We start from the raw sequence: 13,691 nt of genomic DNA on the forward strand, positions 1-13,691 counted from the left end.
AAGGAGCGGACAAATTAACTAGGACAGATTGAACAAGCCCAGCGTTGAACATTTCTGTGATTCGTGATTTACGACCTCTTCCATGTTGATGTCCAGCAGATTGCAGAGAGCAGACATATAGAACAGGTTTCGCCCCAATTCGGAGCTGATTACCTCTTTGCAATTCTCACACAATTCACCTTCCACATGCGTTTCCAGCAGACTCTTGGATTGAGAAATCCCGCTTTCGGGTGCATATTGCTGTTTGGTGGCGTGCAGCTCAATGCAGCCGCATTCGGTAATGGCTTTGGACACAGCACGGTTAACAGAGGCTCCGGCTTGTCCTGTCTTGGACAGTACATCAATCAGGCTGCGATGACGCAGCAGCAGTTCGGAAACTTGATCCTGAAAAGCCTGTAAACTTAGCGTACTCATTTTGCCACTCACCTCGGGATATGAATTGAATTCATTATATGCCAATAAAAGTCTCACTTTCAACTGACGAATGGAACATTTCCAAAAACTTCATGCAGGGGCGATTAGCTTTTCGAAAATTGGATCATACTGGATATGAAAATGAAGAATGATTGAGGAGGTGCAGGAACTCATGTGGAGAAAAGGCATTTTAACTTTTACTGGATTGTGCGGCGCATGGTTCGGGTACACGGCATATTATCTGGCAGGAAAGTCTATACCCTGGATGGCTGAATGGATTCAGTCAGCAGGATTGCTGGGGGCTGGTGTGTCAACACTGCTGGGAGCAGTACTTTTTATGTCCGTATGTACGATTGGCGGCACAATGATTGCAAACCGATTGCACAGCAGTATCGATTCTTTAGCGAGAATACCGATGAACGAACTGGCTGCTGGTGCGGCAGGCATCGTAACCGGACTGCTGGCTGCATTACTGCTGTATCCCTGCCTGGCCTGGCTGGGAACTGCAGGAGAGGTGCTGCAGGTGGCTCTGACGGTCATTGCTGCGTATTCAGGATACAGTTTGGCTATGGCCAAAAAAGACGATCTGGCCGCATTCTGGAAGTCTGGACGGTGGGGACATCCCGAGGCGGAAGAAGAACGACGGATGGAAGAACATAAAATTTTAGACACCAGCGTCATTATAGACGGAAGAATCGCAGATATCTGCAAGACAGGGTTCATCGAAGGCACGATTGTTATTCCCGAATTTGTACTGGAAGAGCTGCAGCATATAGCAGACTCATCGGATCTGCTCAAGCGCAACCGCGGGCGCCGCGGTCTGGATATTTTGAACAAAATCCAGAAGGAGCTTGATGTGCAGGTCCTGATCTACGAAGGCGATTTCGAGGAAATTTCCGAAGTGGACAGCAAACTGGTGAAGCTCGCTAAAGTACTGCAGGGCAAAGTCGTCACCAATGACTTCAACTTGAACAAAGTCTGTGAACTCCAAGGGGTATCTGTACTGAACATCAATGATCTCGCGAATGCGGTGAAACCGGTTGTGCTGCCAGGAGAAGAAATTATGGTGCAGATTATCAAGGATGGCAAGGAACACGGGCAGGGCGTCGCTTATCTGGATGACGGAACGATGATTGTGGTAGAAGGTGGACGCGAGTATATCGGCATGATGATGGAAGTGCTGGTAACGAGTGTACTGCAGACGTCCGCGGGACGAATGATTTTTGCCAAGCCGAAACTGTTGGAAAAAGCCCAATAAAGCGGTATGATGGGTAGTGTATCGTTGAACGATGATGGGTATCGAAGCAGATATGAATTGTTGCCCGGCGATAAACTGACAGACAAGGCAGGGATTGCGGCATGGATAAAGGGTGGGGCGTTGTCATTGTAGCGGCTGGTCGGGGAACCCGCATGGGCACAACCGAAAGCAAACAATTTTTGCTGCTGCAGGACAAGCCCGTTTTCATACATACGCTTGAAGTATTTGCGGCTCTGGACGAGATTCGCGAGATGGTCCTGGTTACAGGAGCTGCAGATATTGAACGATGCCTGAAATGGGTAAAAGAATACCAGCTGGAATCGCGTGTCCGCGTCATCCCCGGAGGGAAAGAGAGGCAGCATTCGGTCTATGAAGGCCTTCGGGCGCTCGGTACCGATGGCGTCCTCGTTCACGACGGGGTGCGTCCTTTTGTGACCCGTGAGCAGATCAGAAACTGCATGGCTGCCGCCGCATCGGGCGGAGGTGCTGTGCTGGCTGTGCCGGTGAAGGATACGATCAAACAAGTGAATGCGGAAGGTGTCGTTACGGCGACGCCTGACCGCAGCAGTCTGTGGAGCATTCAAACCCCGCAGGCTTTTCGTCTTTCTTCCCTGCTGGAGGCTTATGAATCGGCGGAGCGTGACGGGTTTCTGGGGACGGATGATGCCATGCTGGCTGAGCGCCAGGGAATGTCGGTCAAGGTTGTGGAAGGCAGTTATACCAACATCAAACTAACGACACCGGAAGATTTACAGTATGCCGCGTTTTGGCTTGGGGGAGAGAAGAAGCGATGATACGTGTAGGACAAGGATTTGACGTTCACCAACTGGTGGAAGGTAGACCGTGTATTATTGGCGGGGTAACGATTCCTTATGAAAAAGGGCTGCTGGGCCACTCGGACGCAGACGTACTGCTGCATGCCATTAGTGATGCGATTCTTGGTGCGCTGGCACTCGGAGACATCGGCAAACATTTCCCGGATACCGATCCGGAATTCAAGGACGCCGACAGTCTGAAACTGCTGGAGCATGTATGGCAGCTTGTGAAGGAACGCGGTTATAAGCTTGGGAATATCGATTCAACGATTATTGCCCAGAAGCCTAAAATGGCGCCGTATATCCCGCAGATGGCTGAAGTGATCGCTAAAGCGCTGGAAGCGGATGTAACACAAGTGAACGTGAAGGCAACAACAACAGAGCAGCTTGGGTTCCCTGGTCGGGGAGAGGGAATTGCAGCCCAATCGGTTGTATGCCTGGTACGTGTGTGATAATATCAACCAATTAGAGACGGAGGGGATCATATGAGCGCAGAAATTCGGGTGCGCTACGCACCGAGCCCAACGGGACATTTGCATATCGGCAATGCTCGTACGGCACTGTTTAACTACTTGTATGCCAAACATAATAACGGAAAATTTATCATTCGTATCGAAGATACGGACGTGAAGCGGAACATTGCGGGCGGAGAAGAAAGCCAGCTGAAATACTTGAAATGGCTCGGCATCGAGTGGGATGAGAGTATTGATGTAGGCGGAGAATACGGGCCATACCGTCAGACGGAACGTCTGGATTTGTATCGCAAATATACGCAGGAACTGCTGGATAAAGGTCTGGCTTATCGCTGCTACTGCACGGAAGAAGAACTCGAACAGGAGCGCGAAGAGCAGTCAGCTCGTGGAGAGACCCCGCGTTACTCCGGCAAACACCGTGACCTGACACCAGAGCAGATCGAGGCATTTGAAGCTGAAGGCCGCGTGGCGAGCATTCGTTTCCGTGTACCTGCAGATCGCACATACACATTCAACGACATGGTTAAAGGCACAATCTCGTTCAACAGCAAGGAATCAGGCGACTTTGTCATTGTGAAAAAGGACGGCATTCCCACGTACAACTATGCCGTTGCCGTGGACGATCACTTGATGAAGATCTCCCACGTGCTGCGCGGGGAGGATCATATCTCCAACACGCCGCGTCAGCTGATGATCTATGAAGCGCTCGGCTGGGAGCCGCCGCAATTCGGTCATATGACGCTGATCGTGAACGAAAACCACAAAAAACTGAGTAAACGCGATGAATCCGTCATTCAGTTTATTGAGCAGTATGATCAGCTCGGCTATCTGCCGGAAGCGATGTTTAACTTCATCTCCCTGCTTGGCTGGTCGCCTGAAGGGGAAGAAGAAATTTTTTCACAGGAGCAGCTGATCTCTATCTTTGATACGAAGCGTCTGTCCAAGAGTCCGGCTGTATTCGACACACATAAGCTGGCACATTTGAACAACCATTACATCAAAAATGCTGACCCGGCACGAATTGCCGAGATGGCGATTCCGCATCTCCAAAAAGCAGGACGTCTTCCTGCGGACTTGTCTGCTGAGCAAAAAGAATGGGCGCATATGCTCGTGCATCTCTATCAAGAGCAGATGACAGCAGCTTCCGATATCGTGGAACTGTCCGAGGTATTCTTCCGTCCAGAGGTTGAACTGGAAAGTGAGGGTGCTGCGGTTCTTGCTGAGGAGCAGGTTCCCACGGTATTGAAGGCATTTGCTGATAAGGTTCAGGCCAGTGACGAATTTACGCCGAGCAAAATGGCTGCATTGATCAAGGAAGTGCAGAAGGAAACAGGCTTCAAGGGCAAACAGCTCTTCATGCCTATCCGCGTTGCTTTGACTGGACAGACACATGGACGTGATCTCAATCAGACCATTGTGCTGCTGGGCCGTGACACTGTCATAGAGCGTTTGCTGGCACAGGTGAAAGGTGCTTAAACAAGCGTTGTGAGAACGCCTGGTATTTCATAAGTGGAGCTAATCATTTACACAGAAACGGAGAGGACAGAAAAAACCTGAAAAAGCGAAGCGCTCGCCTAAAAGCTTTCTGCAAGAAAGCTGCATCGGAAGCATACGCTTATCACCGGATTTTCCCTTTGGAAAAGGGAATCAAAAAAATCTGGGGATAACAGCGATTGGAAGGTTATTCTGTCATCGGAGTGCTTGTGTAAATATTCATTAGTTCAACTTATGGAATTGGATTCTGCTGGTTGTCAGTAAGAAGGCTTTTCGCTATAATAGCAACACAAGGTTGAATTGTCATAATACGTTCATATAGAACAGCAAAGACCGGGAGAAGTAAGCTGATCCGGACAGACCCAGAGAGGATGGCCCCGCACGCGAGCAGGTATTAGATCTGTTTGGCGGGTGGTGGCTGCGAGCCGTCCACTGTCCAGCAGCCCGAAATGCACCCGTGAGCTGCACCGTCGAATCCGGCCCCGCCTCTGTCAACAAGATGAGGAAAACGTCAGGATAGATGGCGACGACTGGTTCCCGTTACCGAGCCGCCAGAGGGTTCATTCATTTCAGTCAAGATTGAAGAATGAACCAAGCAGAGTGGGACCGCGATTAACGCCTCTGCAGCTTCGTGCTGCAGAGGCGTTTTTTGTTTAGGCGAGTGCGCAGTATACTACCAAGGAACGCGCCGTCCGGCAAACCCGGAGGACGAGGACCTGAACAAGAGGGGAACGAGCATGTTCAAAAAGATCAGATCCGATATCCAGACGGTCTTTGAAAATGATCCGGCCGCCCGGAGTTGGTTTGAAGTGGTATTTACGTATTCTGGGCTGCATGCAATATGGGCCCATCGATTTGCCCACTATCTATACAAACGAAGATGGTTCTCGTTCGCCCGGTTCATATCACAGGTAAGCCGGTTTATGACAGGTATAGAGATTCATCCTGGGGCAACCATCGGCGAAAGGTTGTTCATTGACCACGGTATGGGGGTTGTCATCGGGGAGACCTGTGAGATCGGTGACGATGTCGTAATCTATCAAGGAGTAACGCTGGGTGGAACAGGAAAAGAAAAAGGGAAGAGACACCCGACAATTGGTAATAATGTGGTTATCTCATCTGGTGCCAAGGTACTGGGGTCGTTTCGTGTAGGGGATCAAAGCAACATCGGAGCTAACTCCGTTGTGTTAAAGGAAGTACCTGCGAACAGCACGGTGGTGGGAATTCCCGGAAGAATCGTCAAGCAGGATGGTCGGCGGGTGGATCGTCTCAATCAGCAGCTGCCTGATCCGGTTATTGATTCCCTGCGCAGCATGCAGCGCGAAATTGAGCGTCTGCAGGAGGAAGTGCGTACGCTGCAAAATACGCGTGAATCCGAAAAATGCACATAAATGCATAAGTAAACATAGAACATGGAATATAGTAAAGGCAGTTTAGGACGAAAGGAAAAGTGACTATGGCGCTGCAGATTTATAACACGATGAGTCGTACCAAAGAGGAGTTTGTACCACAAGAGCCTGGCAAAGTGAAAATGTATGTATGCGGACCAACCGTATACGACTACATCCATATTGGGAACGCACGTCCGGTGATCTTTTTCGACACCGTTCGCGGATATTTGGAGCAAACTGGACATGAAGTGAATTATGTCGTGAATTTTACGGATGTGGATGACAAACTGATTCGCAAAGCAGAGCAGCTGGGTACCGATGTTCCACATGTGGCAGAGAAATTTATTGCCGCTTATTATGCGGACCTTGAAGGACTTGGAATCCCTAAGGCCAGCAGTAATCCAAGAGTAACGGAGAATATGCCGCTGATTATTGATTTTATCCGTGAATTGGTTGACAAAGGTTTCGCATATGAGAATGGCGGTGACGTATATTATCGAACAGGCAAGTTCGAAAATTACGGTCAATTGTCGAAACAAAACCTGCAGGAACTGCAGTTTGGTATTCGGATCGGAGTAGATGAGCGAAAGGAGCATCCGGAAGATTTCGTGCTTTGGAAAGCAGCCAAGCCAGGCGAGATTTCCTGGTCCAGTCCTTGGGGAGACGGTCGTCCAGGCTGGCATATCGAGTGCTCTGCCATGGCAAGAGAATACCTTGGGGATACACTGGATATTCACGGCGGCGGACAGGATTTACAGTTCCCTCACCATGAGTGCGAATGCGCGCAGTCAGAAGCCATTACGGGCAAACCGCTCGCGAATTACTGGATGCATAACGGTTTTATTCGCATCGATAACGAGAAAATGTCGAAATCTCTCGGCAACGGTGTTCTCGTCAAAGACCTGCGCAGCGAGTACAAACGGGAAGCGATCCGTTACTTCATGCTGTCTACCCACTATCGTAACCCGCTCAATTTTACGGAAGATACAATGGAACAGGCGCAGAACAGCGTGGAGCGGATTTCCAACGCGGTAGGCAACCTGAAGCATCGTCTGAGTGCGGTGACTGTAAATCAGGAGGTTTCAGCTGAATTTGCAGCAAGATTAGAGCAGATTCGACAGCAGTATCACGAGAAAATGCAGGATGATTTCAATACACCGGATGCGATTACCGCGCTGTTTGAATGGGCTGCGGAAGCGAACCAGCTGCTGCAGCGGGATGTGGTTAATGCCGCTGCGATTCATGCACTGCTTGAACTGTTCAACGAACTGAATGCTGTGCTGCGAATCTATACAGAGGTTGAACCCGAGCTGCTGGATGAGGATATTGAACGATTGATCGCAGAGCGTGTGGAAGCACGTAAGTCGAAGAACTGGGCTCGTGCCGATGAAATTCGCGATGAGCTATCTGCCCAGGGTATCCTGCTGGAGGATACAGCACAGGGAATGAGATGGCGGCGCAAATGAGCAAAGAGAAGGAAAAGATTTTGTCTGCATCTGTCGAAGGGTCTGAAGAGGCCGATCAGTCTACCCGGACTGTGCCAAAGAATAAGGCAGATGTACTGGATGGTGGATGGTTTCCTTATCCGCCTTCCAGACCTGCCCGGCTGATCCCGCCAATTGCACTGGCATACATTGGCGATGCTGTATATGAAGTTGCCGTGAGGCAGTATCTGTTATCCAAAGCAAACATGCGTCCTAATCATCTGCACCGAAGTGCAACCAAATTGGTATCTGCCAAAGCACAAAGCCGCATACTGAATAGTATTGAGGCTGAATTGACGGCAGAAGAACTGGATATTGTCCGGCAGGGACGAAATGCCAAGTCCGGCAGTGTTCCGAAGAATGCGGATGTGCTGGAGTACAGACATGCAACAGCATTTGAATGTCTGATCGGCTATCTGTACAGCAGCAGTCAGCATGATCGAATGATCCAGCTGATCGGACTCGGGATTGAGCAGGCGGAGCAGGCCTCTGCTTCAGCAGAATAACTTTGGTATAAAACATATATAACAAGCAATTAAAGAGAGGAACGAACAAGGATGGAAGAAGAATGGATTGCCGGTAAACACTCCGTAACGGAGGCGCTGCGGTCAGGCCGGACCATTAATAAAATATGGATCGCCGATACGGCGCAGAAACATCTAACGCAGCCGATCATTGCGGAGGCAAAAAAACAGGGGATTGTCATTCAGCATGTGGACAAGCGCAAGCTGGATCAGACGGTTCCCGGTATTCAGCATCAGGGTGTGGTTGCTCAGGCGGCGCCTTATGCCTATGCTGAGGTTGAAGATATTTTAGATGCAGCCAAGTCCAAGAATGAGCAGCCGTTTATTCTTTTGCTGGATGAGATTGAAGATCCCCATAATCTGGGCTCCATTCTGCGTACGGCAGACTGCACAGGAGCTCACGGTGTCATTGTTCCCAAACGGCGCTCAGCTTCAGTAACGGCAACCGTGTCCAAAACATCGGCAGGTGCAGCAGAGTATGTTCCTGTTGCCCGCGTAAGCAATCTGGCACAGACCATTGACCGTTTGAAAGAAGAGGGGGTATGGGTTGTAGGTACGGATGTTACTGCGCGTGAAGCTGTTTTTGGCAATGGTGTATTCACAGGTCCGGTAGCACTCGTGATCGGAAATGAGAACAAAGGCATGGGCCGTCTCATTCGTGAGAAATGTGACGTACTGGTCAAACTGCCGATGCAGGGTCAGATTAATTCCCTGAATGCCTCCGTGGCAGCGGGTGTTGTCATGTACGAGGTGCTTCGCTCCCGCCAAGCACAGGGATAGATGATATGGCTGATTCCCGTGATGTGCTTCTAGTAGACGGGTACAACATGATTGGTGACTGGCCGGAATTATCCAAGTTGGCAGAAAGCGGGCTGGAAGAGGCGAGGAACAGATTGCTCTTCCGGCTTGCGGACTATCAGGCTTTCTCCGGCCGCCGAGTCATTGTTGTGTTTGACGCTTACCTTGTGCCAGGACTCGGTAAATCCTTTACACAGAGCAGAGTTCAAGTTCATTTTACAAAGGAAAAAGAGACGGCAGACGAATGCATCGAGAGACTCGTTCGGGAACTAAGCATGCGAAGACGCCAAATCTATGTAGCAACCAGCGATATGGTAGAGCAACATGTCATCTTCGGACAGGGAGCGCTGCGTGTGTCCGCCAGAGAGCTGCTGATTGAAGTGGAGCAGAACGAAAAGGAGCTCCAGCAGCGGCTTGCGGAAGACCAAGCCAGATCAACACGTAATACAATCGGAGGGAAATTAAGCCCGGATATTTTGAAGCAGTTTGAACGCTGGAGACGAGGCTGACAGCGGACTTTTTACAAATTTTACAATAATGAAACTATTGACAATTATGTTATAGCTGTTCTTTTTTAGGCATGGCGTGGTTGACGATGGGAGGTACCATCATATATACTTGTCCTATATTTCATAGAGTAGAGTAACGGGGTACCTTGCGTTGCAGCCGGAGGGATTGTCTGTGAGTGTCGACCTCAAAGATATCATGTTATCCAAGTATGATTACCAAAGTGACGAAGACATTGTCGAAGCGGTCCGTGAAGGCGAAAGCGAAGCGCTGGAGTTTTTGATCAACAAGTATCGCAACTTTGTACGCGCCAAGGCAAGATCTTATTTTTTGATCGGAGCTGACCGGGAAGATATTATTCAAGAAGGAATGATTGGCCTTTACAAATCGATTCGTGATTTCAAAGGGGACAAGCTTGCTTCTTTCAAGGCTTTTGCCGAACTGTGCATTACAAGACAGATCATTACGGCGATCAAGACAGCCACACGTCAGAAGCATATTCCGCTTAATTCTTATGTATCTCTGGATAAGCCCATTTATGATGAAGAGTCTGATCGTACGTTACTCGATGTGATTTGTGGAACTCAGGTCAGTGATCCGGAGGAACTAATTATTAACCAGGAAGAATTTGTGGGCCTGGAAGATAAAATGTCCGAGATTTTAAGTGACCTGGAACGTAAAGTGCTGATGTTGTATCTGGACGGGAGATCTTATCAAGAAATTGCAGTGGATCTGGACCGTCATGTGAAGTCCATTGATAATGCCTTGCAGCGCGTGAAGCGCAAACTTGAAAAGTACCTGGAAGTTCGAGATAATTGAACAAAAGTTGTTGTCGTTGATGGAAAAGGCTCGGTGTTTGAGTCTTTTTTTATTGTCTGAAGTTTATATTGTTCAGGATTGATAAATACTAGTAATCGCTCGGTTCATGCCGGAGCAGTGAAAAAATCAGAGATGAGAGATACGTGCGTTTTGTGCAGAAATAATACCCAATGATGAAAGGTTATTCTTTCATTGACATGCTTATACCCTTGTGATAAAGTGTTTTAGGTAGGCCTATTTTACGGCTTTTTTTTCAGGATCAATTTAGAGACTCTGCTTCAATGTGGAAGTCTTCGGGAGGTGTACATCATGCGGGTAATTATTACTTTGGCTTGTACGAACTGCAAACAAAGAAATTACACTACGACAAAAAACAAGCGTAATCACCCCGACCGCATGGAGATGAAGAAATTTTGCAAGTTTTGTAACGAGCAGACTTCTCATCGCGAAACCAGATAGTTTTTGGAGGTGTAGTCGGCGTGAAACGTAGTTTCAAATCTCTGATTTCCTTTTTCTCTGAAAGCTGGGCTGAACTTAAAAAGGTTCGCTGGCCTAATCGTAAAGAGCTGACGAACTACACGTTAATCGTACTTGGTACTGTTGTGGTTATGACGCTGTTTTTTTGGGTCGTAGATATCGGCATCTCCGCTGTGATCGAAGCGATTATTTAAGAAGGGTCCCAGGTGGCTTGATATGGAAAAAAGATGGTACGTCGTTCATACCTATTCAGGGTATGAAAATAAGGTCAAAGCCAATTTGGAAAAACGCGTAGAGTCCATGGGCATGGAAGACAAGATTTTCCGCGTTCTTGTTCCGATGGAAGAAGAAGTGGTGAACAAAGACGGTAAGAAAAAAACCGTTATGCGTAAAGTTTACCCCGGTTATGTCTTGGTCGAAATGGTTCAGACGGATGATTCTTGGTATGTTGTTCGCAATACACCGGGTGTTACCGGCTTTGTCGGTTCGACAGGTTCCGGTTCCAAACCAACAGCTCTGCTGCCAGAAGAAGTGGAACAAATTCTGAAGCACATGGGTATGGTTGAACCTAAGCCTAAAATTGAATTCGATATTAAGGAATCCGTACGAATCAAAGTCGGTCCTTTTGCGAATTTTGTGGGCTCCGTGGAAGAGATTTTGGTAGACAAAAGCAAGCTGAAGGTACACGTCAACATGTTTGGACGGGAAACGCCGCTTGAGTTGGAATACACCCAAGTGGAGAAGATATAGTTTCTTCAAGTTTCTTGTGGGAGGGCTGTGAAGCCCGCTAACCACTATTTTGCAAGGAGGTGTCAATCATGGCAAAAAAGGTAATCAAAATGGTAAAACTGCAGATTCCAGCAGGTAAAGCGAATCCAGCACCGCCAGTAGGTCCGGCATTGGGTCAAGCAGGTGTCAACATCATGGCATTCTGTAAAGAGTTCAACGCTCGTACAGCTGATCAGGCGGGATTGATCATTCCAGTTGAAATCTCTGTATTCGAGGACCGTTCCTTTACATTCATCACTAAAACTCCACCGGCGGCAGTTCTGTTGAAAGTGGCAGCGAAAGTTGAAAAAGGATCCGGCGAGCCGAATAAGAAAAAAGTTGCTACCGTTAAACGTGATGCGGTACGTCAAATCGCGGAAACAAAAATGCCTGACCTGAATGCTGCTGACGTTGAGTCCGCAATGCGTATGGTCGAAGGTACTGCCCGCAGCATGGGTATCACCATCGAAGACTAATTTTCACATGAAACATGGCTTCGTAAAGCCGGCCGATTCGCGGCCGGTCAATGTGGGAGGTATATCCGCTAAAACCACAAAGGAGGAATAAAACATGGCTAAACACGGTAAAAAATACCTGGAAGCTGCTAAGCTGATCGACAGCGAAGCAACTTACGAGCCTTCAGAAGCTGTAGAGCTTGTGAAAAAGGCAGCTACTGCAAAATTCGATGAAACAATCGAAGCGGCAGTTCGTTTGGGCGTAGACCCACGTAAGCAAGACCAGGCAGTACGTGGTGTTGTTGTCCTGCCACACGGTACAGGTAAAACACAACGCGTATTGGTATTTGCAAAAGGTGACAAAGCGAAAGAAGCGGAAGCGGCTGGCGCGGACTATGTTGGTGATGCAGACATGATCAACAAAATCCAACAAGGCTGGTTCGAGTTCGACGTCTGCGTAGCGACACCAGATATGATGAGCGAAGTAGGTAAATTGGGCCGTCTGCTCGGCGGTAAAGGCCTGATGCCTAACCCTAAAGCCGGAACGGTAACTTTCGATGTATCCAAGGCTGTTCAAGAAATTAAAGCCGGTAAAATCGAATATCGTCTGGATCGTGCAGGTCAAATTCATGCACCGATCGGTAAAGCTTCTTTCTCTTCCGAGCAGTTGAATGAGAACTTTAAAGCTCTCATGGACGCTCTGAACCGTGCTAAACCGGCGGCAGCAAAAGGTGTTTATCTGAAGAATGTAAGTCTTTCTTCTACGATGGGCCCTGGCGCACGCGTGAATGCAGCAGCTTTTAGATAAAATGTCTTGACAGGTTCGGCCTGTTCTGATATTCTATAAAAGTTGCGAGTCCGAGTGACTGACCGTTGACATTTGAATATGCTTGCCGTAGACAGTAGGTGCCATATGGCTTAATTTCCTACCGAGGTGTGATTATACAACTTGAAACGATGCAAATCGGATGCGAGTATATATCAAGCCTTCGTGATTCTACGGAGGCTTTTCTTAATGGGATAAATTTGATCAGGAGGTGTACAGATTGGCAAACGCAAAAGTGATTCAAGCAAAACAAGAATCCGTTGATGTAGTAACAGCAAAATTGCGCGAAAGCGCGACGACTGTTGTTGTTGACTATCGTGGATTGAACGTTTCCCAAGCTACTGAACTGCGCAAGCAGCTTCGTGAAGCTGGTGTAGAATTCCAAGTGCTGAAAAACACATTGCTTCGCCGTGCAACTGCTGCAGCAGAATTGACAGAACTCGATAGCGTTCTGACAGGTCCTACTGCAATTGCATTCAGCGGAGAAGATGCTGTAGCTCCAGCCAAAATTCTGAACGACTTCGCGAAAAAGAACGATGCACTGAAATTGAAAGGTGCTGTCGTAGAAGGTCGCGTAATTGGAGTAGAAGAAGTTAAGGCGTTGGCAGAACTGCCATCCCGCGAAGGTCTCCTCTCCATGCTCCTCAGCGTGCTTCAAGCCCCTATGCGCAACTTCGCGCTTGCGGTTAAAGCCGTTGCAGAAAAAGAAGAACAAGGCGCGTAAGCTGCTTGATCTGAATACTGCTTAGCAGTAATGAAATACAAAAAAATAAAATTATATATGGAGGTTCAATCATGAGTAAAGAGCAAATCTTGGAAGCAATCAAAGGCATGACTGTACTGGAACTGAACGATCTTGTTAAAGCAATCGAAGAAGAATTCGGCGTAACTGCTGCAGCTCCAGTAGCTGTTGTAGGTGGCGGCGCAGCTGCAGCTGAAGCTGAGCAATCCGAGTTCGACGTAATCTTGACTAACGCTGGTGCTTCCAAAATCAACGTTATCAAAGCAGTTCGCGAAATCACAGGTCTTGGCCTGAAAGAAGCAAAAGAACTGGTTGACAACGCTCCAAAACCACTGAAAGAAAAAGTGGCTAAAGAAGAAGCAGACTCCATCAAAGCTAAGCTTGAAGAAGCTGGCGCTACAATCGAAGTTAAATAATTTAGCTTATCCAAGCTGAATGAACAAAAC

At 48.2% G+C, this 13,691-nt stretch carries 18 protein-coding genes and 1 other annotated feature; of the genes, 17 read left to right on the forward strand and 1 reads right to left on the reverse strand.

The genetic code is table 11. From position 1 onward, the window contains the following. Positions 1–18: 18 nt before the first annotated feature. Positions 19–414, reverse strand: coding sequence for a DUF1573 domain-containing protein (locus ABXS70_RS00065; RefSeq protein WP_366293097.1), 396 nt, complete (start codon positions 412–414; stop codon positions 19–21). 172 nt (positions 415–586) lie between these two features. On the opposite strand from ABXS70_RS00065, the gene ABXS70_RS00070 reads away from it, so the two are divergent. From ABXS70_RS00070 to rplL, 17 genes are all read left to right on the forward strand, one after another. Further along, on the forward strand, positions 587–1,672 hold the full coding sequence (locus tag ABXS70_RS00070; protein ID WP_342552978.1) for a PIN/TRAM domain-containing protein: 1,086 nt from the start codon (positions 587–589) through the stop codon (positions 1,670–1,672). Positions 1,673–1,773: 101 nt separating this feature from the next. Continuing rightward, on the forward strand, positions 1,774–2,466 hold the full coding sequence (gene ispD, locus ABXS70_RS00075) for a 2-C-methyl-D-erythritol 4-phosphate cytidylyltransferase (protein WP_366293101.1): 693 nt from the start codon (positions 1,774–1,776) through the stop codon (positions 2,464–2,466). Next, positions 2,463–2,939, forward strand: coding sequence for a 2-C-methyl-D-erythritol 2,4-cyclodiphosphate synthase (ispF, locus tag ABXS70_RS00080; RefSeq protein WP_366293104.1), 477 nt, complete (start codon positions 2,463–2,465; stop codon positions 2,937–2,939). The genes ispD and ispF overlap by 4 nt, the downstream gene beginning before the upstream one ends. A gap of 33 nt (positions 2,940–2,972) precedes the next feature. Further along, positions 2,973–4,436 (forward strand): glutamate--tRNA ligase, encoded by a 1,464-nt coding sequence (gene gltX / locus ABXS70_RS00085; protein ID WP_342552976.1) that lies wholly within the window; start codon positions 2,973–2,975, stop codon positions 4,434–4,436. A gap of 755 nt (positions 4,437–5,191) precedes the next feature. Beyond that, positions 5,192–5,845 carry a serine O-acetyltransferase gene (gene cysE, locus ABXS70_RS00090; RefSeq protein WP_342552975.1) on the forward strand — a complete coding sequence of 218 codons (654 nt, stop codon included), beginning with the start codon at positions 5,192–5,194 and terminating at the stop codon, positions 5,843–5,845. 65 nt (positions 5,846–5,910) lie between these two features. Continuing rightward, a complete protein-coding gene (cysS, locus tag ABXS70_RS00095) occupies positions 5,911–7,311 on the forward strand; it encodes a cysteine--tRNA ligase (protein WP_342552974.1) in 1,401 nt (466 codons plus the stop codon). Continuing rightward, on the forward strand, positions 7,308–7,835 hold the full coding sequence (locus ABXS70_RS00100) for a ribonuclease III domain-containing protein (protein WP_342552973.1): 528 nt from the start codon (positions 7,308–7,310) through the stop codon (positions 7,833–7,835). Before cysS ends, ABXS70_RS00100 begins: the two co-directional genes overlap by 4 nt. A 51-nt stretch (positions 7,836–7,886) precedes the next feature. Then, positions 7,887–8,633, forward strand: coding sequence for a 23S rRNA (guanosine(2251)-2'-O)-methyltransferase RlmB (gene rlmB, locus ABXS70_RS00105; protein WP_342552972.1), 747 nt, complete (start codon positions 7,887–7,889; stop codon positions 8,631–8,633). 5 nt (positions 8,634–8,638) lie between these two features. After that, a complete protein-coding gene (locus tag ABXS70_RS00110) occupies positions 8,639–9,160 on the forward strand; it encodes an NYN domain-containing protein (RefSeq protein WP_342552971.1) in 522 nt (173 codons plus the stop codon). Between the two features lie 172 nt (positions 9,161–9,332). Then, the gene (gene sigH / locus ABXS70_RS00115) at positions 9,333–9,977 is read left to right on the forward strand and encodes an RNA polymerase sporulation sigma factor SigH (protein WP_024633601.1); all 645 of its coding nucleotides are present in this window, start codon (positions 9,333–9,335) and stop codon (positions 9,975–9,977) included. Positions 9,978–10,286: 309 nt separating this feature from the next. After that, complete coding sequence (gene rpmG / locus ABXS70_RS00120; protein ID WP_072735843.1) at positions 10,287–10,436, forward strand: 50S ribosomal protein L33; 150 nt, start codon at positions 10,287–10,289, stop codon at positions 10,434–10,436. A 20-nt stretch (positions 10,437–10,456) separates the two neighbouring features. After that, positions 10,457–10,648 (forward strand): preprotein translocase subunit SecE, encoded by a 192-nt coding sequence (gene secE / locus ABXS70_RS00125; RefSeq protein WP_024633600.1) that lies wholly within the window; start codon positions 10,457–10,459, stop codon positions 10,646–10,648. Positions 10,649–10,670: 22 nt separating this feature from the next. Then, positions 10,671–11,204 carry a transcription termination/antitermination protein NusG gene (nusG, locus tag ABXS70_RS00130; RefSeq protein ID WP_024633599.1) on the forward strand — a complete coding sequence of 178 codons (534 nt, stop codon included), beginning with the start codon at positions 10,671–10,673 and terminating at the stop codon, positions 11,202–11,204. 68 nt (positions 11,205–11,272) lie between these two features. Further along, positions 11,273–11,698, forward strand: coding sequence for a 50S ribosomal protein L11 (gene rplK, locus ABXS70_RS00135; RefSeq protein ID WP_017692062.1), 426 nt, complete (start codon positions 11,273–11,275; stop codon positions 11,696–11,698). Positions 11,699–11,792: 94 nt separating this feature from the next. Continuing rightward, positions 11,793–12,485 (forward strand): 50S ribosomal protein L1, encoded by a 693-nt coding sequence (gene rplA / locus ABXS70_RS00140; RefSeq protein WP_342552970.1) that lies wholly within the window; start codon positions 11,793–11,795, stop codon positions 12,483–12,485. 67 nt (positions 12,486–12,552) lie between these two features. Further along, positions 12,553–12,700, forward strand: a sequence feature (ribosomal protein L10 leader region). Positions 12,701–12,723: 23 nt separating this feature from the next. Beyond that, complete coding sequence (gene rplJ / locus ABXS70_RS00145) at positions 12,724–13,227, forward strand: 50S ribosomal protein L10 (protein ID WP_293203415.1); 504 nt, start codon at positions 12,724–12,726, stop codon at positions 13,225–13,227. A gap of 71 nt (positions 13,228–13,298) precedes the next feature. Next, positions 13,299–13,661, forward strand: a complete 363-nt coding sequence (gene rplL / locus ABXS70_RS00150; RefSeq protein WP_342552969.1) for a 50S ribosomal protein L7/L12 — start codon at positions 13,299–13,301, stop codon at positions 13,659–13,661. Positions 13,662–13,691: the final 30 nt, after the last annotated feature.

This window comes from Paenibacillus sp. AN1007, assembly GCF_040702995.1.
In the GTDB taxonomy this organism is placed as follows: Bacteria; Bacillota; Bacilli; order Paenibacillales; family Paenibacillaceae; genus Paenibacillus.